We start from the raw sequence: 21,096 nt of genomic DNA on the forward strand, positions 1-21,096 counted from the left end.
TTTATGTACGGATATAATGATAAGGTGTTAAGAATTAATCTAAGTAATAAAACTTATGTAGTGGAAGAATTAAAAATTGACCAAGCGAAAAAATTTATAGGTGCAAGAGGATTAGGCGTAAAAACTTTATTTGATGAAGTAGATCCAAAAATAGATCCATTATCACCTGATAACAAATTTATTATAGCAGCAGGGCCACTTACAGGAGCGCCTGTTCCAACAAGTGGAAGATTTATGGTAGTTACAAAGTCACCTTTAACAGGAACTATTGCTATTGCAAACTCAGGTGGAAAATGGGGGGCAGAGTTCAAAGCAGCTGGATATGATATGATAATCGTTGAAGGTAAATCAGATAAAGAAGTTTATGTAAATATAGCAGATGACAAAGTAGAATTTAGGGATGCTTCTCATGTTTGGGGAAAACTAACAGAAGAAACTACAAAAATGCTTCAGGAAGAAACAGATCCAAGAGCTAAGGTTTTATGCATAGGACCAGCTGGAGAAAAATTATCACTTATGGCAGCAGTTATGAATGATGTTGATAGAACAGCAGGCCGCGGCGGTGTTGGAGCTGTTATGGGTTCAAAGAACTTGAAAGCTATTGTAGTTAAAGGAAGCGGAAAAGTAAAATTATTTGATGAGGAAAAAGTAAAAGCCGTATCACTTGAAAAGACAGGTATTTTAAGAAAGGATCCAGTAGCAGGAAGCGGACTTCCAACATACGGAACAGCTGTACTTGTTAATATTATAAATGAAAATGGTATACACCCAGTAAAAAACTTTCAAGAATCCTATACACCTGAGGCAGATAAGATTAGTGGAGAAACTATGACTAAGGATTGTCTAGTTAGGAAAAATGCTTGCTATAGATGTCCAATTGCTTGTGGAAGATGGGTAAAACTTGATGATGGAACTGAATGCGGTGGACCAGAATATGAAACATTATGGTCATTTGGATCTGATTGTGATGTATATGATTTAAATGCTGTAAATACAGCAAATATGTTGTGTAATGAATATGGATTAGATACAATTTCAGCAGGATGTACTATTGCAGCAGCTATGGAACTTTATCAAAGAGGTTATATTAAGGATGAAGAAATAGCAGGAGACGGATTATCACTTAATTGGGGAGACGCTAAGTCCATGATTGAATGGGTTAAGAAAATGGGACTTAGAGAAGGATTTGGAGATAAAATGTCAGATGGATCATACAGGCTTTGTGACTCATATGGTGTGCCTGAATATGCAATGACTGTTAAAAAACAGGAACTTCCAGCATATGACCCAAGAGGAGCGCAAGGACATGGTATAACTTATGCTGTTAATAACAGAGGAGGTTGTCATATTAAAGGATATATGATAAGTCCTGAAATACTTGGTTATCCAGAAAAACTTGATAGATTTGCATTAGAAGGAAAAGCAGCATATGCTAGAGTATTCCATGATTTAACAGCTGTTATAGATTCACTTGGATTATGTATTTTCACAACATTTGGTCTTGGTGCACAGGATTATGTTGATTTATATAATGCAGTAGTTGGTGGAGAATTACATGATGTAAATTCTTTACTATTAGCTGGAGATAGAATATGGACTTTAGAAAAAATATTTAACTTAAAGGCAGGTATAGATAGTTCACAAGATACTCTTCCAAAGAGATTACTTGAGGAACCAGTTCCAGAAGGACCATCAAAAGGAGAAGTTCATAAGTTAGATGTATTATTACCTGAATATTATTCAGTAAGAGGATGGGATTCTAATGGTATTCCTACAGAAGAAACTTTAAGAAAGCTTGGATTAGAAGAGTATATTGGAAAAATCTAAACCAGGGAGGGAAGAATGAAACTTGAAGTAAGATTGTTTGCAACATTTAGAGAAGGAAGAGAAAAAAAGTATTTTTTAGATCTAAATGAAGGCATAACTCCAAGAGATATTGTTAATATGCTTAAAATAGATGAAGAAGAGGTAGCTATACTTCTTATAAATGGAAGAGACGGCAAATTAGAAACTGTTTTGCATGACAACGATATAGTATCCTTATTTCCACCAGTGGGAGGTGGCTAAACTTGGAACGTTATGACAGAAATATGAAAACTCTATCAGAAAAAGAAAATCACAAATTAAAGGAATTTAAAGTTTGTGTCATAGGCTGTGGAGGAATTGGAGGATATATTATTGAAATGCTGGGGAGAATAGGAATTGGCACTATTACAGCAGTGGATGGAGATATATTTGTAGAATCCAATTTAAACCGCCAGATAATTTCTAGCAGCGAGTCTCTAGGATTAAGTAAAGCTCTAGAGGCAAAACACAGAATGGAAAAGGTGAATCCTTTAATTGAGGTAAAAGCAGTAAACGAAATGTTAACTGAAGAAAATGCTTTGGAAATTTTAAGTGGTCATCATGTGGTGGTAGATGCGCTTGATAGTATACCAGCTAGACTTTTACTTCAAGATAGCTGTAACAAATTAAATATACCGATGGTTCATGGAGCTATAGCAGGGTGGTATGGGCAAATTACTACCATACTTCCTGGAGATGATACTTTAAACAAAATTTATAATAAAGATAAAAATCAAACAAAAGGCGTTGAAAAGGAGCTTGGAAATCCATCCTTTACACCAGCTTTAGCAGCTTCCATTGAGGTAAGTGAAGTAATAAAAATTTTAATAGGAAGAGGAGAACTTTTAAGAAAAAAAGTACTCTTTATAGATCTTCTTTCTAGTGATTATGATGTAGTTTCATTTGAATGAAAGTAAAAAAATTTATAGTTTAGATGAAAAAAGTATCTAAATTTCAAAAAAACAGTGCTTTGCTTATTTAAAAGCTTGGCACTGTTTTTGTATTTAAAGCAAGTGTGCTAATTTTTAATCAAATAAAAAACTGATATAAATATTTAACATTAAACCATACTCTAAGATCTCTATTTTTACTAGTGCTTTTAAAAGTAAAAACATAATTTATAAAAAGCAAAAAAATTTGTAGCAATTTTGAAAAGCTTGTAATATAATTATTTTGTGAAGGTGATGGAGTTCACCATAATTGCTTGAAAGCTAATGACTCCTACAAGTAGTATAAAAATGCTATTTGTAGGGGTTTTTTTATTTATAAATATCTTATACATAATTTTTATAACATTGATTTTAAAAAAGGGGGAGGATTATGAAAAAATACATATTTATAGTATTAGGTGGGATGCTTGGAGCTATGCTAAGATACAGAATCGAACATATTCATATTTATCATTACAAAGAAATTGTGCCAATAAATACGTTAATGATTAATATTTCTGGCAGCTTTGTTTTAGCACTTGTACTAACTATAGCTTTTGAAATTTGGCAATTTAGTTCTGACTTAAGATTAGGAATAGCTACAGGTTTTTTAGGAGCATATACAACCTTTTCTACAATGTGCAAAGAAACTGTAAATCTTATGAAGCAAGGAGATTACTATTCTTCTATATCTTATATAGGCTTCTCTACTATGCTAGGTCTAGCAGCGGCATATTTTGCAATAATACTAGCAAGGGAAATTGTTGCAAAATTAGTAAAAGAAAATGATGATTATGATGAAGAAAATTTAGAAAATGTATCAGGAGAGGATAAGTAGATGGAATATTTATTAGTTGCAATTGGTGGTGGAGCAGGGAGCTTAGTTAGATATAGTCTTGGTAAAGTAATAAGTGAAAAATCTAGTATGAATTTTCCAATAGGAACTTTTATTATAAATATAACAGGTGCAATTTTGCTTGGTGTTGTAAGTTCAATTCCAGTAAGCAGCAATATGACGCTGTTGTTAGCAGATGGTTTTTTAGGAGCATATACAACTTTTTCTACTTTCATGTATGAGGGATTTAATTTATTTCAAGAACGAGAAAAAATTAATGCTTTTATATATATTTTAGGGAGTTTAATTTTAGGTACTGTGGGATTTGCATTAGGAACTAAAATAGTAAATATATAGGAGGAGAAAATCATGAGTTTAAGTGGTAAATACAAAATATTAAAAATCTACATAAGTGAAGATTCAAAATACAAAGGACGCAATTTATATCATGCATTAGTAATAAAGTTAAAAGAAATTGGAATGGCAGGTGCAACTGTTACAAGAGGATTAGTTGGATATGGTGAATCTAAAGCTATTCATAATGCTAAAATACTTGACTTAAGTTCAAGTCTTCCTATCATTATAGAGGTAATTGATGAAGCTGAAAAGATTGAAAGAGCAATGCCAGTAGTAAAAGAAATGGTAGACAAAGGTTTAGTAATTACTTTTGATGTTAATGTTGAGAAGTATGGGAAAGACGATGTAGGTTAACAATGAGAAAGTTACCATTTGATTATAAAATATAATTTTTTGTTTTATAATATAAATAGAAGCTAATCAAGGTATATAAAATTTTGATTAGCTTTTATTCTTGCTTTTTCAGTTTACAATCTTACAACCAACATCTGGCAGTGAGAACTTCTTGTAACAGACACAGCTACACTTCCCAATAAGTATGCAAATGAAAGTCTTGATTATTAAATTATTATAATAACATCATATAATTTGTAGATATTTTTGCAAATATAACCATAACTTTACTTTAAACTAGTATGAAATTACTATTGCAAACAAGAATCGTTAAATGAAAAGTTAAATTCTTGATTTTAGAGAAAGTATGATTTTGTAGGACTAAAATCATGAATCATCTGTTTACGAATTATTAAAACAGGGATATACTATCCTTATAGTACCTGTTTCAATAAAGTGCAAGCATGGCAAACAGGCATCTGAAAAATCGTGCAAAACTAAATTCCACATACCTTTTTTGTGCATAATTAAATTCGGCAGTGGATTTCGTTTTGCTTTATCAGTTTATTTTTTCAGTAGTGATGGCTTTAAGGATACTTTGTCTGCAGGGATTTCCCGAAGCTTAAGTACCTTATGAAGCGCACTGTTTAGAAGCAGTTGGGACAGCTTGAATGGGGTGCAGCCATTCAAGCTGTCTCTTGCTTCACTATTGATGTGATTCATCAGTTTTATAGCTTCTGTCTGTGTATAAGTGTCCAGACTTTCTCCTTTTGGAATCACATATCGTATATACTCATGATTCTTCTCAATCATACCTTTCTGCCAGGAACTGTTCGGATTACAGTAATAAATATGAGTACGGATTTCACCATTTTTATTACACTCCAAACGAGTAGGAAATTGGAACTCCGTTCCGTTGTCTGTGAGAATGACAGGAAAAGTTTCCTTAAAGATCTCAATGTTTAGCTTCTCTGTAAGGATATCTAATACCTCAATTACACAATCCTGAGTTTTTTCCTCCAGAACAAAAATAAGCATAAGTGAACAGTTACGGAATAGCATAGTGAGAAAAGCATGTTTGCTATTGCCACGTCCTCCCTCAACTGTATCCATTTCCACAACTGGGACATCAGGATGCTCACGCATGTATTTTTGAAAATCCTCATAAGTACGTCCGATACGAAACTCCTTTGCCGCAAGGCTGATTCTGGTGCGGCTTTTTGCGTGGCTTACATTTATAGCGTACCTTACGGCGCAAATCAATGTTTTTAGCTGTGAAGACTCCCTTATCAATATAATTGTAGAGAGTTCTGCGAGAGCATGGGATTTCCTGTCCGTGAAAAGCATAAATGTGGGCCAGTGACTGTCCCTGTTTTAATAACGGAGAAATCAAGTTATCTAATAGTGTAATATCTACAGTATCTTGATTGATGCCGGATCTGCAGGATACTAGCAGTTGCTGTGAAGCTTCGTCAGCCTGTTGAGCAGAGTAAAAGGCATGCTGCTTTTCACAGCGCTTTACTTTGTGACAACCATTGCAGACATAAGGTGCTTTCTGAATCTGTGGGCAGAGAGGTTCATGGTATTCTGGGCAGATAAGAATGCATTTGGAAATACGGTGTGCTACGTCATAGCAGCTTTTACACATTTTAACGCAGTCCTTATCATTACAGAGGAAACGCATCTGACAGCTTTTGAAATGCACACACTGAAGCTTTTTATCTGGATTATCACGGGGTGGGAAAAAGCGGTACTTTTTCACTTCCTTTGCCACTGTAGTGGGATGTTTTTCTATATTCCTAGCAATAGAAGCGAAAGAAGTACCATCCATTAATCCTTTTTCAATTCTAATACGTTGTGTTGTGGTAAGATGTTTCTGATCGTAAACTTTTTTATTATACATAATTTAAACCCTCCTTGTTATACAGGAGAAATCCACTAACCAAGACTACCATACCACATTTTGTGCAGGACTAAAATCATCAGACATGAATTTACTATTGCAAACAAGAATTTACTTTTTCATTTTAGGGAAAATAATTTAAAAAATGCTTGACTTAGAGTTCACTCTAAGTAGTAAAATTTATATACAAGGATTGAATTCACTTATCTAAATTAATGAAACTGTTTAAGAAAATGTAAAATATTGAAAAGGAGATAGATAGAATGGAAAATTATTTAGGACAGAGTATTCCGAAATTAGGATTTGGGCTTATGCGTCTGCCAATGTCAAATGGTGAGATTGACATTGAGCAGGTAAAAAAGATGGTTGATTTGTTTTTATCCAAGGGGTTTACATATTTTGATACAGCATATGGTTATAATAATGGAAATTCTGAACGCGCAATAAAAGAGGCATTGGTAGAACGTTATCCGCGTGATAAATATCTGCTTGCAACAAAATTACCTGCATGGTCAGGCGCAAAAAACAAAGAAGAAGCACAGCAGATGTTCTACACATCTCTTGAAAGAACAGGAGCAGGATATTTTGATTTTTATTTATTGCATAACCTGGGTGAATCACGTACTCAGTCCTTTGATAAGTTTGGAATTTGGGACTTTCTGAGACAAAAGAAGAAGGAGGGTCTGATTCATCACTTAGGTTTCTCATTTCACGACAAGGCGGCTGTATTGGATAAGATTCTAACAGAACATCCTGAAATGGAGTTTGTTCAACTTCAAATCAACTATGCAGATTGGGATAATCCGATGATTGAGTCCAAACTGTGTTACGAGATTGCTAGAAAACACGGTAAGCCAGTTGTTATCATGGAACCAGTAAAAGGCGGAATATTAGCATCACCTCCGCCTGCTGTGGAAAAGATTTTTAAGGATGCTAATCCAAATGCGTCTTTGCCTTCTTGGGCAATTCGTTATGCAGCGTCACTGGATGGCATTATTGCTGTGTTGAGTGGAATGTCGAATATGGAGCAGATAGAGGACAATATTTCATACATGAAAAATTTTGAGCCGCTTACTGAAAAAGAGTATGAGATTATCAATAAAGTTCAGATGGAACTTAATGCAATTTCATCAATTCCCTGTACGTCATGTGCTTATTGTATGAAAGGATGTTCACAATCCATAGCAATTCCAGGTATATTCAAGTCTATGAATATGATTAACATATACAATAATGAACAGGCTGCAAAGGGTTCTTATGCGTGGAATACAAAAGGTAATAACTTAAATAGTGCATCTGCTTGTATTGAGTGTGGTCAGTGTGAGAGTGTTTGTCCTCAGCACATCAAGATTATTGATGAGCTTAAAAAAGCAGCTGCAATATTTGAATAAGCATATTCATTAATAGAATATGATATATATGGAGGTACAAAAAGTGAAAAAATTAGGATTTGGATTTATGCGTTTACCACTTAAAAATAAAGAAGATCAATCAAGTATTGATTTTGAACAGTTAAATAAAATGGTGGATACTTTTTTAGAAAGAGGATTTACTTATTTTGATACAGCTTATATGTATCATAATTTTATAAGTGAAACTACATTAAGAGAAGCATTGGTGAAACGTCACCCAAGAGATTCCTTTACTGTTGCTACAAAAATGCCAACTATGTTTTTGAAAACAAAAGAAGATTTGAATAAAATTTTTAATGAACAATTAGAAAAGATTGGAGTAGATTATTTCGATTATTATTTGCTTCATAGTCTAGGTGTATCTCATTATGAAATTGCAAAAAAATTAGATGCATTTTCATTCATTCAAAAAAAGAAGGAAGAAGGAAAAATTAGAAATATTGGTTTTTCTTTTCATGATACAGCAGACCTATTAGACGAAATATTAACTGCACATCCAGAAGTGGATTTTGTTCAGTTACAGTTAAATTATTTGGATTGGGAGAGCGAAAGTATTCAGTCTAAAAAGTGTTATGAAGTAGCTAAAAAACATAATAAGCCAGTTATTGTTATGGAACCAGTTAAGGGTGGAACATTAGCACAAGTACCTGAGAAAGTAGAAAAATTGTTTAAAGAATATCATCCAGATATGTCTATACCATCTTGGGCAGTTAGATTTGCAGCAAGTCATGAAAATGTAATGATGGTACTAAGCGGAATGTCTTCTATGGAACAGCTATTAGATAATACAGGATATATGCAGGAGTTTAAACCTTTTGTTTCAGAAGAATACGATATTGTAAATAAAGCAGTTAAAATTATTAATGGAGCTATTGCAATACCTTGTACTGCATGTCAGTATTGTGTAGATGGATGTCCAAAGAAAATTGCAATACCAAAATACTTTGCACTATATAATGCAGAAAAGCAGGCGTTAAATCAGGGATTTTCAACACATAACTTATATTATAATAATTATACTAAAACACATGGTAAGGCATCTGATTGTATTGAATGTAAAAAATGTGAAAAGAGTTGCCCTCAACATATTGAAATTACAAAACACTTGAAAGAGGTAGCAAATACATTTGAAAATCAGCAGTGGAGATCAGGTAAATAGTAATAAACATCCTCACCATCAGAACATATAATATTTGATGATGAGGATAATTTTATTTTGAAAAAACCTTTTGACTTTGAGTGTTACTCTAAGTGATATTCTACTACTATTTTATAATAAATAAAAAAATAGTACTGGAGGAAGAAACATTGGAATTAAAAATATTAAATGATAAAGAACTTTTTAAAGATAAAGAAGAAATATTAAAGTTAAAGAAAATATCCATGAATGATAAAGAGATTTTTAAGGATTTTGATTATATAGGTTCAGATTATGTATTTTCATATATTTATATGTACAGTGAACTCTATAAATTAAAAATATACCATGATGATAGGACAATAATCATATATTCAGGTTATGAGAAACCATCCTTTTATATGCCACTGGGAGATACCGAATATGGTATAAAGCTTGTTTTGCAATATTGCCATAAGCATCAGTTGAGACCTTATTTTACAAAGATACCAGATAGTCATATTGAAATATTTAGATCTATGAATTACAAAATCCAGGAAGATAGAAATTCATTTGATTATATATATTCAAACTCATCACTGGCAGATTATGAAGGACATGATTTTAGAAAACAGAGAAACAATCTTTCTAATTATCTGAAAAACTTCACTCCAGTTTACAGCAGCGATATAGTTTCTAATATTGAGAAATGTAAGGAATTTACACTAAAACATTACGCTGAAACTGATGTTGTAGAGCCAACATTGAAAATACTGGACTGTATAGACAAGTTAAATTTAAAAGGAGGTATAGTATGGAATGGCAGTGATATGCAGGCATACTGTATATATGAAGAAATAACTGGTGATATGGCTATTTCTCATGTAGAACTTACTGATAACAGCCACAGAGGAGTTCATGCTTATATGATAAATGAGATGTCCAAGAATATGAATGTGGAGTTCATTAACAAGGAAGATGACATGGGGATAGCTGGTCTTAGAAGGTTTAAGGAGAATTATAATCCATGTAAACTGTCTGTAAAGTATTCTGCTTATCCTGATTTTCAATTCTAAATAATTTGGTGGGTTGCAGTATTTGTAGCCCACTTTTGATAATGAGATAATTCAAGCTGAAGTTAATGAATTAGGATGGATTTACATTAGTTTATCATGATATAGAACGCGGATTAAAAAAACTTCTTGACTTGGAGTGCACTCTAAGTGGTAGGGTATTAGATATAAAGATTATTAATAGTTTAAACTAGGAAATACAATTTAAAACATTGAGAATGTAATTAAAATCAGCAAAGACAGATAAAAACTTTCAATGCAAAGCTGATTCAAGTATTATAATATTGAATATTAAGATGTAAAAATTCATGACTAGAAAATTTAAAGGGTAAGAAGGGGTAATAAAAATGAAGATTTTATATTATGATTGTTTCTGTGGAATAAGTGGGGATATGAATTTATCAGCATTAATAGATTTAGGGGTTCCAAAAGAATATTTAATTCAGGAGCTTTCAAAGCTTAACTTAGATTCTGAATATGAAATAAAAGTTGAAAATTCTGCTAAGCTTGGAATAACAGGAACTAGAGTAGATGTTATATTAAAAAATGGTACACATAGTTCAGAGCAAGTTTTACATGTTGAACATAACCATGAACATTCTCATCACCATAGTGAGGATGAGCAGCATTGTAGTGAAAATAATCATAATCATGAACATAACCACGAAGAACATGTTCACAATCATGAGCATCACCATAGAAACTTGAAAGATATAGAGAAAATAATAAATTCCAGTGATTTAAATGATAAGGTTAAAAAGCTTAGTTTGGATATGTTTATGAAGGTTGCAGAAGCAGAAGCAAAGGTCCATGGGAAAGATATATATGAAGTACATTTTCATGAAGTAGGAGCTATTGATTCAATTGTAGATATAGTTGGAGCAGCAGTTTGTTTAGACTATTTAAAAGTTGATAAAATTATTGCATCTCCAGTTCAAGTTGGAGGAGGATTTGTTAAATGTGCACATGGTCTTATGCCAGTACCAGCTCCTGCAACAGTAGAAATTTTAAAAAATGTTCCTATAAATGTTGGAATTGTACAATTTGAAACTACAACTCCTACTGGAGCAGCAATACTTGCAGCAAATGCTTGTGAATTTACAAGAAATATTGATTTTTCAATTAAAAAAATTGCATATGGAATAGGTCACAGAGATTTAGAAATTCCAAATGTATTGAGAGTATATTTAGGTGAGAAGGAAAGCACTGAAGAAATAGAAGAACAATATATTTTAGAAACCAATATAGATGATATGAATCCAGAACTTTATGGATATGTAGAAGAAAAACTATTTGAAGCAGGAGCTTTAGATGTATTTAAAACACCTATATTTATGAAAAAGGGAAGACCAGGAACAAAATTAAGTGTACTAGTTAACGGAAAAAATGAAAAAGATGTTCTAGATGTAATTTTTGAAGAAACAACTTCAATAGGTGTTAGAAAATATAGAGTTGAAAAAATAATGTTAAATAGAGAGTTTTCAAAAGTAAAAACGGAATATGGAGATATTACAATAAAAAAAGCTTATCATAAAGGAAAGCTTGTGAAATATAAAGCAGAGTATGAAGAATGCAAAGCCATAGCAAAAGAAAAAAATATATCTATAAATAAGGTATATAAAGAAGTATACAAACAAGATATCAAGTGATTTCTGGGTTTAAATGAACTTTAATCATAAGGATGATTTTAAAAGTATGTATGAAATGATAGATAAAAATGTTAGGAGGAAAAAGTGGATAAGAAAGAAATTAAAATTTTATTAGAAGGGGTTAAAGATAATAAAATAAATGTAGAAGAGGCACTTAAGCAATTAGAGGATTTACCTTTTAAGGATTTAGGCTTTGCTAAAATAGATAACCATAGAGAAATGAGAGTTGGCTATCCAGAAGTAATATATTGTGAAGGAAAAACAGTAAGTGAAGTTAAAGATATTATTAAATTCATGCTTGCAAAAGGTAATAATATATTAGGAACTAGAGCTAATGAAGAAATGTACAATGCAGTAAAGGAAATATGTGAAGAAGCAGAATATAATAAACTTGGTAGAACAATAACAATTGAGAAGAAAAAGCAGCCTCTTACAGAGAGTTATATAGCTATAGTTGCAGCAGGTACTTCTGATTTACCTGTTGTAGAGGAAGCTTATGAAACTGCAAAAATATTAGGAAATAGAGTTGAAAAAGTAATTGATGTAGGGGTTGCAGGCATACATAGACTTTTTGCAAGATTAGATATTATTAGAGAAGCAAAAGTTGTTATAGTGATTGCAGGAATGGAAGGAGCTCTAGCTAGCGTTATAGGAGGACTTGTGGACAAACCTGTTATAGCAGTTCCAACAAGTGTTGGTTATGGAGCCAACTTTGGAGGAGTTGCAGCATTGTTATCCATGTTAAATAGTTGTGCTAGTGGTGTGAGTGTAGTAAATATAGATAACGGGTTTGGTGCAGCATATAATGCCAGTATAATTAATAAATTATAATCTAATATTCCAAAGGTTATAATGTGAAAAAGGAGGGAAATTCCTATGACGATTACAGAAGTAAGCAAAAAATATGAACTTTCAGCAGATACTCTTCGTTATTATGAACGTGTCGGACTGATTCCAGAAGTAAATCGAAATAAAAGTGGAATAAGGGATTATACAGAGGAAGACTGCAAGTGGGTTGAATTTATCAAATGTATGAGAAGTGCAGGCCTTCCCATTGAAATATTAATTGAGTATGTTACATTATTTAAGCAGGGCAATGAAACAATTGAAGCAAGAAAAGAGCTGCTAACTGATCAGCGTAAACAATTGGTAGAAAAAATGGAAGATATAAAGAAAACAATAGAACGTTTGGATTATAAAATAGAAAGATATGAACAAGGAGTAGTTATAAAAGAAAATGAATTGAGAAGAACAGATGATTAAATATTAATGCTATTTTTGATTAGGAGGTGTATGATATGGAATATAGAATTTTAGGAAGAACAGGAATTAAAGTAAGTGCCATTGGTATTGGCGGTGAGGGATTTGAAAATAAAAATTATGAGGATTGTGAAAAAATTATTGATACTGCAATGAAACAAGGTATTAACTTTATTGACATATATAATTCAAATCCGGAGGTTAGAAGTAATGTTGGTAAAGCATTAAGCAAATACCCCCGAAACAGCGTTGTAATTGAAGGACATTTATGCTCTACCTGGGATAAAGGACAATATCGACGTACAAGAGATATTGATGAAGTTGTCAATGCATATGAAGATTTTTTAACAAGAATGAAGCTTGACTATGTGGATGTAGGAATGATTCACTATGTTGATGATGAAAAAGATTTTAATGACATTTTTAATGGACAAATAATTAAATACGCAAAAGGATTAAAAGAAAAAGGAGTTATAAAGTCTTTAGGAATATCAACACATAACCCAGATATTGCTTTTAAGGCAGTTAAAACAGGAATAATTGATGTAATTTTATTTAGTATTAATGCTGCTTATGATATGCTGCCTGCTAGCGAGGATGTAAACATACTATTTGAAGAAAGTACTTTTAAAAACAGGACTTATGAGGGTATTGATCCAAAACGTGATAAGTTGTATCAAACTTGTGAAAATGAGGGTGTTGCTTTAACTGTTATGAAAGGATATGGTGCTGGAGTGTTGTTAAGCGATAAAGAATCGCCTTTTGAAAAAGCATTAACACCAGTACAATGCTTACATTATTGTTTAACCAGGCCATCAGTTGCATCGGTAATGGTTGGAGTATCTGATACAAATCAAATACTTGCAGCAACTGCATATGTTACTGCAGAAGATAAAGAAAAAGATTATAGTGAAGTTCTTGCAAATGCTCCAAGAAGTTCATTTAGTGGACATTGCATGTATTGTGGGCATTGTTCACCGTGTTCAAAAAACATAGATATTGCATCAGTAAATAAATATTTAGATTTAGCATTAATACAAGAAACCGTTCCTGAAACATTGAAGAATCATTATGACTTACTGAAGCACCAGGCAAATGAGTGTATAGAATGTGGTATATGCATGAAAAACTGTCCATTTGGTGTGGATATTATAAAAAAAATGAAACAAGCAGTTGAATTATTTGGCAATTAAATAATTATGAGGGTAGTGATATCATACTATTATGACTACTGTGCCTATAGGAACAAGGTTGCTTAATTCAATAACTTGATTATTAAACATTCTTATACATCCATTAGAGATATTTTTCCCAATTGAAGAAGGAGCATTTGTACCATGTATTCCATAGTCACCATAAGGTGCATTTAAGCCTAACCATCTTGAACCAAATGGACCACCAGGGTTTATAGCACGATTAATTATTTTAAAAGTTCCTTTAGGGGTTGGTGTAGAGGGTTTTCCAACAGCAACCCTGTAAGTTTTGTAAATATTATTATTTCTAAATAAAGTAAGAGTGTGAGACTGAGTATTTATCTTTATATAATATTTGGCTCTGTAAGATTGAGTATATGGATATAGAGAATAAAACATAGATTAATCCTCCTAATATGATTATATAAATATGATATTCATTATTATATTTGTTTGTGAATAAGACATTGAGATACCACAAGATTAGAGATACGTGTAATTGTAAATGCTGATAATTCACAGACTTGGATGATAAAATTTTGTAAGTAAAAAATAAAACATTCTTATGTGATATAGAATGTTTTAAAAACATAATCACATAAAGAATGTTTATATCATTTTGAAAAGCTAACACATAACCCTCTAGTTTTATTGACTAGGGGGTTGATTTATATTTATAAATGATTGCAATTATAAGTAGAATAAAATATAATCAAACTAAAATTAAAATGTTAATTGTTTAACAAAAACGATCGGATTTTGAATTTTGAAATATATGATGTTAAAATATGAATGGAATGTAATAGATATATCAATAAAAGAAAGGAATACATTATGAAAAAAATAAAAACTATTTTTATTGTTGCTACATTTATTGCACTTACGTCACAAGTAGAAATCAATTTATTTGTAAGTGGTTTTACAATAACATTAGCTGTAGTTATATTGCCAGTCCTTCTTTATTTTAATAGGGAATTCAATCCTATAGGATTAACTTTTGTAACTGGAATAGTATCTCCAATTTACAGAGGGTTTATGCTTTATATAAGTAATACCAGTTTAAATCAAGTAATTCATCTCGTTGGTACTGATATTTTATTTTATTTTACTTATGGTGTGCTATTTTATTTTATATATTGGAAAAGAATAGATGCTAATTTGACGAATTTTTTTGTTTCAGTTTTCACAAGTGATTTTATTTCAAATGTTTTGGAATTAGGAGCTTTGATAAATTTCCAAGGATATAAATATTTTATGTTTCAGGATTTAGCAATTGTGGCTCTTCTAAGATCAATACTTGCAGTATGCATAATATTGATTCTTAGGTATTATAATTATTTACTTGTAAGAGAAGAACACGAGGAAAGATATAGAAAACTTATACTTATTACTTCAAATGTAAAGAGCGAAATATATTTTATGAAAAAAAATAAAATGGATATTGAAGATGTTATGAAAAAAGCTTATTATCTTTACAAAAGGCTGTCTGAAAACAATTACCCCATTGAATTTGAAAATACGTCTTTAGCTGTGGCAAAAGATGTCCATGAAATAAAGAATGACTACGATAATGTTATAAAAGGATTGGAGGAAATGTTTGATCAAAAAAATGAGAACATTAAAATGAATATTAAAGATATTATAAATATTATTGAAGCTGATATAAAACAATACATAAGAAGAAATAAATTAAGAGTATGCTTGGATTTTAAGATATATGATAATTTTAGCATAGAGAAACATTATTATTTGGTATCAGTAATAAGAAATTTAATTTATAATAGCATTGAAGCTATGGAAAAAGAGAAAAATGGTTATATAAGGATTGTAATTAGCAAAAAACAAGGAGAATGCATTTTTGAAATATCCGATAATGGATCAGGTATAAAGAGTGAAAACATTGAATATATTTTTAATCCGGGATTTTCAACAAAATTTAATAAAAAAACTGGTGATATATGTAGAGGGATAGGCCTTGCTCATGTAAAAGGAATTGTAGATGATGTTTTTTCTGGTTCAATATCAGTTGATTCGGAAGAAGGAAAGGGAACAAAATTTATTATAAAAATAAGGGAAGATAAATTGGAGGAAACAGTAAAATGAAATTTTATATTATAGATGATGATATAAACATAGTAAGAATACTTACGATGATAATAGAAGAAAATAATTTTTTTGAAATTATAGGAAGTTCCTGTGATGCTAAAGTTGCTTTTAATGATATACTCTTATTTAAACCTGATATTGTGCTTGTAGATCTTCTTATGCCTGAAATGGATGGAAATGTTCTTGTAAAAAAGATTAAAAATTTAAAACCAGATATTTATTTTATTATGATATCTAAGGTATTAGATAGTGAACTAAGAGCTGATTCTTATGAGGCAGGAATAGAATTTTTTATAAACAAACCCATAAATAAGATTGAGGTTCAAAAAGTAATTTCAAAAGTGGCAGAAAAAATTGAAATGGGAAATACACTGTCTAATATAAAAAAAATGCTTAAAACTTCAAACAAAAGTGAAAAAGATGAAAATAAAAATTTAATGAAGATAAAGCATATTGTAGGAATGCTTGGGATGCTTGGAGAAAAGGGGACAAACGATATAATTAAAATATGCTTATATCTTCTAGAAAACGATAAAAGTTTTACGAAATGCGATTTGGATAGCTTAAATGGTTATTTAGGAGATAGTCCTAATATTGTAAAACAAAGAATGAGAAGAGCAATAAAGTGTGGACTTACCAATATAGCTAATTTAGGTATTGAAAATTATGATGATGATACTTTTCACATTTATGCAAATGTACTTTTTGATTTTGCCAGTGTAAAAGCTGAAATGGATTATATAAACCATAAAAGAAAAGTAGGAGGAAAAATTTCTATAAATAAGTTTTTTGAAGGACTTATACTTAAATGCCAAGATAATTAAGAAACAATATTAATATTTAAAATTTGAACTGCTGACAAACATATTTTGTCAGCAGTTTTTTATGCAACAAGTAACTTGCATACTAGAGTATATAATATACTAAACGGTAAATTAAACTTAGTTTTTTAATTTTTTTAAAAATTTTTTTGATTTAAAATGATTTATTTTGAATTTGCCGTTTTAGAATAAGTCATAATCAAATTACAGGGGGTAATAATAATGTACAATTTAAGAAACAGAAGCTTTTTAACTTTAATGGACTTCACACCAAAGGAGATAAAATTTATGCTTGATCTTGCAGCAGATCTTAAAAAGGCAAAGTATGCAGGAATAGAGCAGCAAAAGTTAAAAGGAAAAAACATAGTACTTTTATTTGAAAAGGATTCAACTAGGACAAGATGTGCATTTGAAGTTGGAGCAATGGATCAAGGAGCACATGTAACATATCTTGGACCTACAGGTAGTCAAATGGGCAAGAAAGAATCAGCAGCAGATACAGCCAGAGTACTTGGAAGAATGTATGATGGTATTGAATATAGAGGATTTTCTCAATCAACTGTTGAAGATTTAGCAAAGTATTCAGGAGTTCCAGTTTGGAATGGTTTAACAGATGCTGACCATCCAACTCAAGTACTTGCAGACTTCTTAACAGCAATTGAACACTTTGACAAACCACTTAATAAAGTCGTATTTGCATATACTGGAGATGGAAGAAATAATATGGCAAATGCTCTTATGATCGGAGCTGCTAAAATGGGAATGGATTTCAGAATTGTATCACCAAAAGAATTATTCCCAGAAGAAGCTTTAGTTAATAAATGCAAAAAAATTGCTGAAGAAACTGGTGCCAAGATTACAATAACTGACAACGTAGATGCAGGAGTCAAAGATTGTGATGTTATCTATACTGATGTTTGGGTATCTATGGGAGAAGCAGATGAAGTATGGGCAGAAAGAATTAAGCTTTTAACTCCATACCAAGTTAATATGGAGATGTTAAAGAAAACTGGAAATTCTAAAGTTAAATTCATGCATTGCTTGCCATCCTTCCATGATTTAAAAACAAAAGTAGGAAAAGAAATACATGGTAAATTCGGACTTGATTCTATGGAAGTTACAGATGAAGTATTCGAAAGTAAATATTCAGTAGTATTTGATGAAGCAGAAAACAGAATGCATACTATAAAAGCAGTTATGGTTGCTACACTTGGAGATTAAATAGGAGGAGAATTAGAATATGGCGAGAATAGTAGTGGCGCTGGGTGGAAATGCATTACAGGCTAATCCTAAAGATAAATCAGCTGGGGCACAGCTTAAGACTTGTATAGAAACAGCAAAGCCAATTGTTGACCTTATTGAAGAAGGACATGAAGTTATAATAGCACATGGTAATGGACCTCAGGTCGGCCAGTTGGTATCTACATATGAGACAGCAGCTGCAGTAAATGATCAGAACTCAATTATGCCTTTTCCTGAATGTGGAGCGATGAGCCAAGGTTACATAGGGTATCAGCTTCAGCAGGCAATAAAGGAAGAAATGAAGCAAAGAGGGATAAATAAAGAAATTGCTACAATAATTACTCAAGTTGTAGTAGATGAAAACGATTCAGCTTTTAATAATCCAACTAAACCTGTAGGATCCTTTTTTACAGAAGAACAAGCTAAGAAGCTTATGGATGAACAAGGATATATCATGAAAGAAGATGCAAACAGAGGATGGAGAAGAGTAGTGCCTTCACCAATGCCTAAAACTGTAGTTGAAGAACCAATAATCAAGACTTTAGTTAATAATGGACATGTAGTTATCACAGTAGGTGGAGGTGGTATTCCTGTAGTTGATAAAGGGAATGGGCAACTCCAAGGAGTTCCTGCTGTAATTGATAAGGACTTTGCTTCTGAAAAAGTTGCAGAATTATTGGATGCAGATGCGTTGATTATTTTAACTGCAGTAGAACAAGTGTCAATTAACTTTGGCAAGCCAAATCAAAAAAATATTTCTGAGATGACAGTGGATGAAGCTAAAAGGTACATTAAAGAAGGACATTTTGCTCCAGGTTCGATGCTTCCAAAAGTTAAAGCAGCTCTTACATTTGTAGAATCAAAATTAGCAAGAAAGGCAGTTATTACTTCACTTGAAAAAGCTAAAGAAGCTATAAAGGGTATAGCTGGTACAACTATAACAGTATAATTTTTATTTATCATACTTATTAGTAAACATTTAATATCATTTATATTAAATGTTTACTAATAGAATCAAGTTAGGATAATATTAAATTATAATTGTTTACTGCCAGATATAATTTATCTGGCAGTAACTTTATTAAGTAATTAGTTTGCTTATAAGAATTAATTTTTCTGGAACAAAGTTAATAAAATGCCACTTAGGCATTTATGTATTTAATCCAACTGAATCTTGGCAGAACTTATCTGGGTGCATTGCAGCGATTATACCCAATTTCAATAGAATATTGGGATGTTAACAATAGTATACGATGAAATAAATGAAAAGAATTCGTAGGCTTAAATTTTATGTGAGCTTTATTAAAAAATAGATATAAAAATATCAGCAGAAATTATATATACATAAATTATAAAATTAATGTTTGTTTAGTCTAACAAAAGATTATTAATATTTATAAGAAGGGGTGTTAGTATGGAAAGCAAGGTGGAAAGCCAAAAAGAAGGAAAATTAGGACTTATACCATTGATCGGATTAGTAATTGGTTCTATAATTGGTGGAGGCGCTTTTTCTTTTCCAGCAGATATGGCAAAAGGAGCAAGTGCTGGTGCAATTATTATAGCATGGATCATTACTGGAATTGGAATGTTGGCACTTGGGTTTGTATTCCAAAGTTTATCTCAGCGAAAGCCAGATTTGGATTGTGGAATATATAGTTACGCTAAAGAAGGTTTTGGTGAATATATAGGATTCAATTGTGCCTGGGGACATTGGGTAAGTTCAATGTTAGGTGATGTTTCATATTTGGTTATGCTCTTTTGCACAATAGGGTATTTTGTGCCTATATTTGGAGATGGCAATAATTTACCTGCACTTATAGGTGAAGCTATATTAATATGGGGAGTTCATACGCTCATATTAAAAGGTGTAAAAACAGCTGCGTGGGTAAACGTTTTAACTACTATTGGAAAACTTATACCTATATTTGTATTCATAATAGTATCAATAATTATGTTTAAAGTTAACATATTTACATTAGATTTTTGGGGAAATATGAGTACAAATATTGGAAGCGTAGTAACTCAGGTGAAAAGTACGATGATTATAACCTTATGGGCATTTATCGGCATAGAAAGTGCAGTTGTATTTTCAAAACAAGCAAAAGTAAGAAAAGATATAAGTAAAGCTACTATAATAGGATTATTAGGCGTACTTGTAATTTATGTTCTAGTATCATTATTGGCACTTGGCACAATGAAACAATCTCAGTTAGCTCAATTAAAAAGTCCTTCTATGGCATATGCGTTAGAATACATGGTTGGTAAATGGGGTGCAATAGTAGTAAATATAGGTTTAATAATATCTTTATTGGGAGCATTCCTTGGATGGACTTTGATATGTTCAGAATTATCATATTCAGGAGGTAAAGGTGGAGCATTTCCAAAATTTTTCACAGAACAAAATAAAAATGGTGCTCCTAAGAATGCTCTTTTGGTTACAAATGTGCTAACTCAACTTTTCTTGATATGGGCTTTCTTTTCTAAAAGTTCTTACCAGATATTATATGCTATTGCAAGCTCTGCTGTATTAGTACCATATTTTTTCTGTGCACTATACTCGCTAAAATTAACTATAACTAAGGAAACATATGATACAGGTGATAATAAAAGAATTAGAGATATGGTGATATCAGGTTTATCAGTTATATATGCAATTTGGCTTATATATGCAGCAGGTTTGAGCTATATGCTTCTTCTTACTATATTATTTTCAGGTGGAATTGTAGTTTTCTATAAAGCTAGGAAAGAAGAAAATCAAGTCCCTTTTAATAATATAGAGAAGGTTATAGTAATAGTATTAATAATCTTTGCGATTATAAGTGCATATATGATGGCTATAGGAAAAATTTCAATATAGTATAAGTAATTATTTCACAATACGAAATAATTTGCTAAATTAAAATGAATTTTAATATTTGTATACAACAAAAATAGGAACATTTAATAAAAGCTGTTATAAAATAAAAATTTTATAACAGCTTTTGACATGTTAAAAAACAAAAACATGTCATAATAAAGAAT

21 protein-coding genes and 1 riboswitch are annotated in these 21,096 nt (G+C 31.4%); of the genes, 18 read left to right on the forward strand and 3 right to left on the reverse strand.

The genetic code is table 11. The features are described from left to right. Positions 1–3: 3 nt before the first annotated feature. The 6 genes from Q6H37_RS09410 (at position 4) to Q6H37_RS09435 (ending at position 4,320) form a co-directional block, all read left to right on the forward strand. The gene (locus Q6H37_RS09410; RefSeq protein ID WP_318741279.1) at positions 4–1,827 is read left to right on the forward strand and encodes an aldehyde ferredoxin oxidoreductase family protein; all 1,824 of its coding nucleotides are present in this window, start codon (positions 4–6) and stop codon (positions 1,825–1,827) included. Between the two features lie 15 nt (positions 1,828–1,842). Further along, complete coding sequence (locus Q6H37_RS09415; RefSeq protein WP_007062357.1) at positions 1,843–2,067, forward strand: MoaD/ThiS family protein; 225 nt, start codon at positions 1,843–1,845, stop codon at positions 2,065–2,067. Positions 2,068–2,069: 2 nt separating this feature from the next. Beyond that, on the forward strand, positions 2,070–2,756 hold the full coding sequence (locus Q6H37_RS09420; RefSeq protein ID WP_318741281.1) for a HesA/MoeB/ThiF family protein: 687 nt from the start codon (positions 2,070–2,072) through the stop codon (positions 2,754–2,756). A gap of 260 nt (positions 2,757–3,016) precedes the next feature. After that, positions 3,017–3,076, forward strand: a riboswitch (Fluoride riboswitch). A gap of 89 nt (positions 3,077–3,165) precedes the next feature. After that, the gene (gene crcB, locus Q6H37_RS09425; protein WP_318741283.1) at positions 3,166–3,612 is read left to right on the forward strand and encodes a fluoride efflux transporter CrcB; all 447 of its coding nucleotides are present in this window, start codon (positions 3,166–3,168) and stop codon (positions 3,610–3,612) included. Next, entirely contained in the window at positions 3,613–3,966 is a 354-nt protein-coding gene (gene crcB / locus Q6H37_RS09430; protein ID WP_318741285.1) for a fluoride efflux transporter CrcB, read from the forward strand. Between the two features lie 12 nt (positions 3,967–3,978). Then, a complete protein-coding gene (locus tag Q6H37_RS09435; protein ID WP_318741287.1) occupies positions 3,979–4,320 on the forward strand; it encodes a DUF190 domain-containing protein in 342 nt (113 codons plus the stop codon). 543 nt (positions 4,321–4,863) lie between these two features. Here the strand turns inward: Q6H37_RS09435 and Q6H37_RS09440 are convergent. Together Q6H37_RS09440 and Q6H37_RS09445 are read right to left on the reverse strand one after the other, a co-directional pair. Next, positions 4,864–5,445 carry a hypothetical protein gene (locus tag Q6H37_RS09440; protein WP_318741289.1) on the reverse strand — a complete coding sequence of 194 codons (582 nt, stop codon included), beginning with the start codon at positions 5,443–5,445 and terminating at the stop codon, positions 4,864–4,866. Between the two features lie 16 nt (positions 5,446–5,461). Then, entirely contained in the window at positions 5,462–6,202 is a 741-nt protein-coding gene (locus Q6H37_RS09445) for a helix-turn-helix domain-containing protein (RefSeq protein ID WP_318741291.1), read from the reverse strand. Between the two features lie 263 nt (positions 6,203–6,465). On the opposite strand from Q6H37_RS09445, the gene Q6H37_RS09450 reads away from it, so the two are divergent. From Q6H37_RS09450 to Q6H37_RS09480, 7 genes are all read left to right on the forward strand, one after another. Continuing rightward, a complete protein-coding gene (locus tag Q6H37_RS09450) occupies positions 6,466–7,593 on the forward strand; it encodes an aldo/keto reductase (RefSeq protein WP_318741293.1) in 1,128 nt (375 codons plus the stop codon). 28 nt (positions 7,594–7,621) lie between these two features. Continuing rightward, complete coding sequence (locus tag Q6H37_RS09455; protein ID WP_318741295.1) at positions 7,622–8,773, forward strand: aldo/keto reductase; 1,152 nt, start codon at positions 7,622–7,624, stop codon at positions 8,771–8,773. Positions 8,774–8,922: 149 nt separating this feature from the next. Then, entirely contained in the window at positions 8,923–9,807 is an 885-nt protein-coding gene (locus Q6H37_RS09460; RefSeq protein ID WP_318741297.1) for a phosphatidylglycerol lysyltransferase domain-containing protein, read from the forward strand. Between the two features lie 344 nt (positions 9,808–10,151). Then, complete coding sequence (larC, locus tag Q6H37_RS09465) at positions 10,152–11,453, forward strand: nickel pincer cofactor biosynthesis protein LarC (RefSeq protein WP_318741299.1); 1,302 nt, start codon at positions 10,152–10,154, stop codon at positions 11,451–11,453. An 84-nt stretch (positions 11,454–11,537) separates the two neighbouring features. Further along, positions 11,538–12,284 (forward strand): nickel pincer cofactor biosynthesis protein LarB, encoded by a 747-nt coding sequence (gene larB, locus Q6H37_RS09470; protein WP_318741301.1) that lies wholly within the window; start codon positions 11,538–11,540, stop codon positions 12,282–12,284. A 45-nt stretch (positions 12,285–12,329) separates the two neighbouring features. Continuing rightward, complete coding sequence (locus tag Q6H37_RS09475; protein ID WP_318741303.1) at positions 12,330–12,716, forward strand: MerR family transcriptional regulator; 387 nt, start codon at positions 12,330–12,332, stop codon at positions 12,714–12,716. Positions 12,717–12,751: 35 nt separating this feature from the next. Beyond that, the gene (locus Q6H37_RS09480) at positions 12,752–13,906 is read left to right on the forward strand and encodes an aldo/keto reductase (protein ID WP_318741305.1); all 1,155 of its coding nucleotides are present in this window, start codon (positions 12,752–12,754) and stop codon (positions 13,904–13,906) included. Positions 13,907–13,927: 21 nt separating this feature from the next. On the opposite strand, the gene Q6H37_RS09485 is transcribed toward Q6H37_RS09480, so the two are convergent. After that, the gene (locus Q6H37_RS09485; protein WP_318741306.1) at positions 13,928–14,305 is read right to left on the reverse strand and encodes a L,D-transpeptidase; all 378 of its coding nucleotides are present in this window, start codon (positions 14,303–14,305) and stop codon (positions 13,928–13,930) included. Between the two features lie 435 nt (positions 14,306–14,740). Here Q6H37_RS09485 and Q6H37_RS09490 point away from each other — a divergent pair, with 435 nt between their 5' ends. The 5 genes from Q6H37_RS09490 (at position 14,741) to arcD (ending at position 20,932) form a co-directional block, all read left to right on the forward strand. Further along, on the forward strand, positions 14,741–16,009 hold the full coding sequence (locus Q6H37_RS09490) for an ATP-binding protein (protein ID WP_318741308.1): 1,269 nt from the start codon (positions 14,741–14,743) through the stop codon (positions 16,007–16,009). Further along, positions 16,006–16,836: a DNA-binding domain-containing protein gene (locus Q6H37_RS09495; protein ID WP_318741310.1), complete on the forward strand. Its 831-nt coding sequence runs from the start codon at positions 16,006–16,008 to the stop codon at positions 16,834–16,836. The genes Q6H37_RS09490 and Q6H37_RS09495 overlap by 4 nt, the downstream gene beginning before the upstream one ends. Positions 16,837–17,055: 219 nt before the next feature. After that, positions 17,056–18,054, forward strand: a complete 999-nt coding sequence (argF, locus tag Q6H37_RS09500; protein ID WP_318741312.1) for an ornithine carbamoyltransferase — start codon at positions 17,056–17,058, stop codon at positions 18,052–18,054. A 19-nt stretch (positions 18,055–18,073) separates the two neighbouring features. Next, positions 18,074–19,024 (forward strand): carbamate kinase, encoded by a 951-nt coding sequence (arcC, locus tag Q6H37_RS09505; protein WP_318741314.1) that lies wholly within the window; start codon positions 18,074–18,076, stop codon positions 19,022–19,024. 465 nt (positions 19,025–19,489) lie between these two features. Beyond that, positions 19,490–20,932, forward strand: a complete 1,443-nt coding sequence (arcD, locus tag Q6H37_RS09510; protein WP_318741316.1) for an arginine-ornithine antiporter — start codon at positions 19,490–19,492, stop codon at positions 20,930–20,932. Positions 20,933–21,096: the final 164 nt, after the last annotated feature.

This window comes from Clostridium sp. JS66 (assembly GCF_033561535.1).
Classification (GTDB): Bacteria; Bacillota; Clostridia; order Clostridiales; family Clostridiaceae; genus Clostridium_AM; species Clostridium_AM carboxidivorans.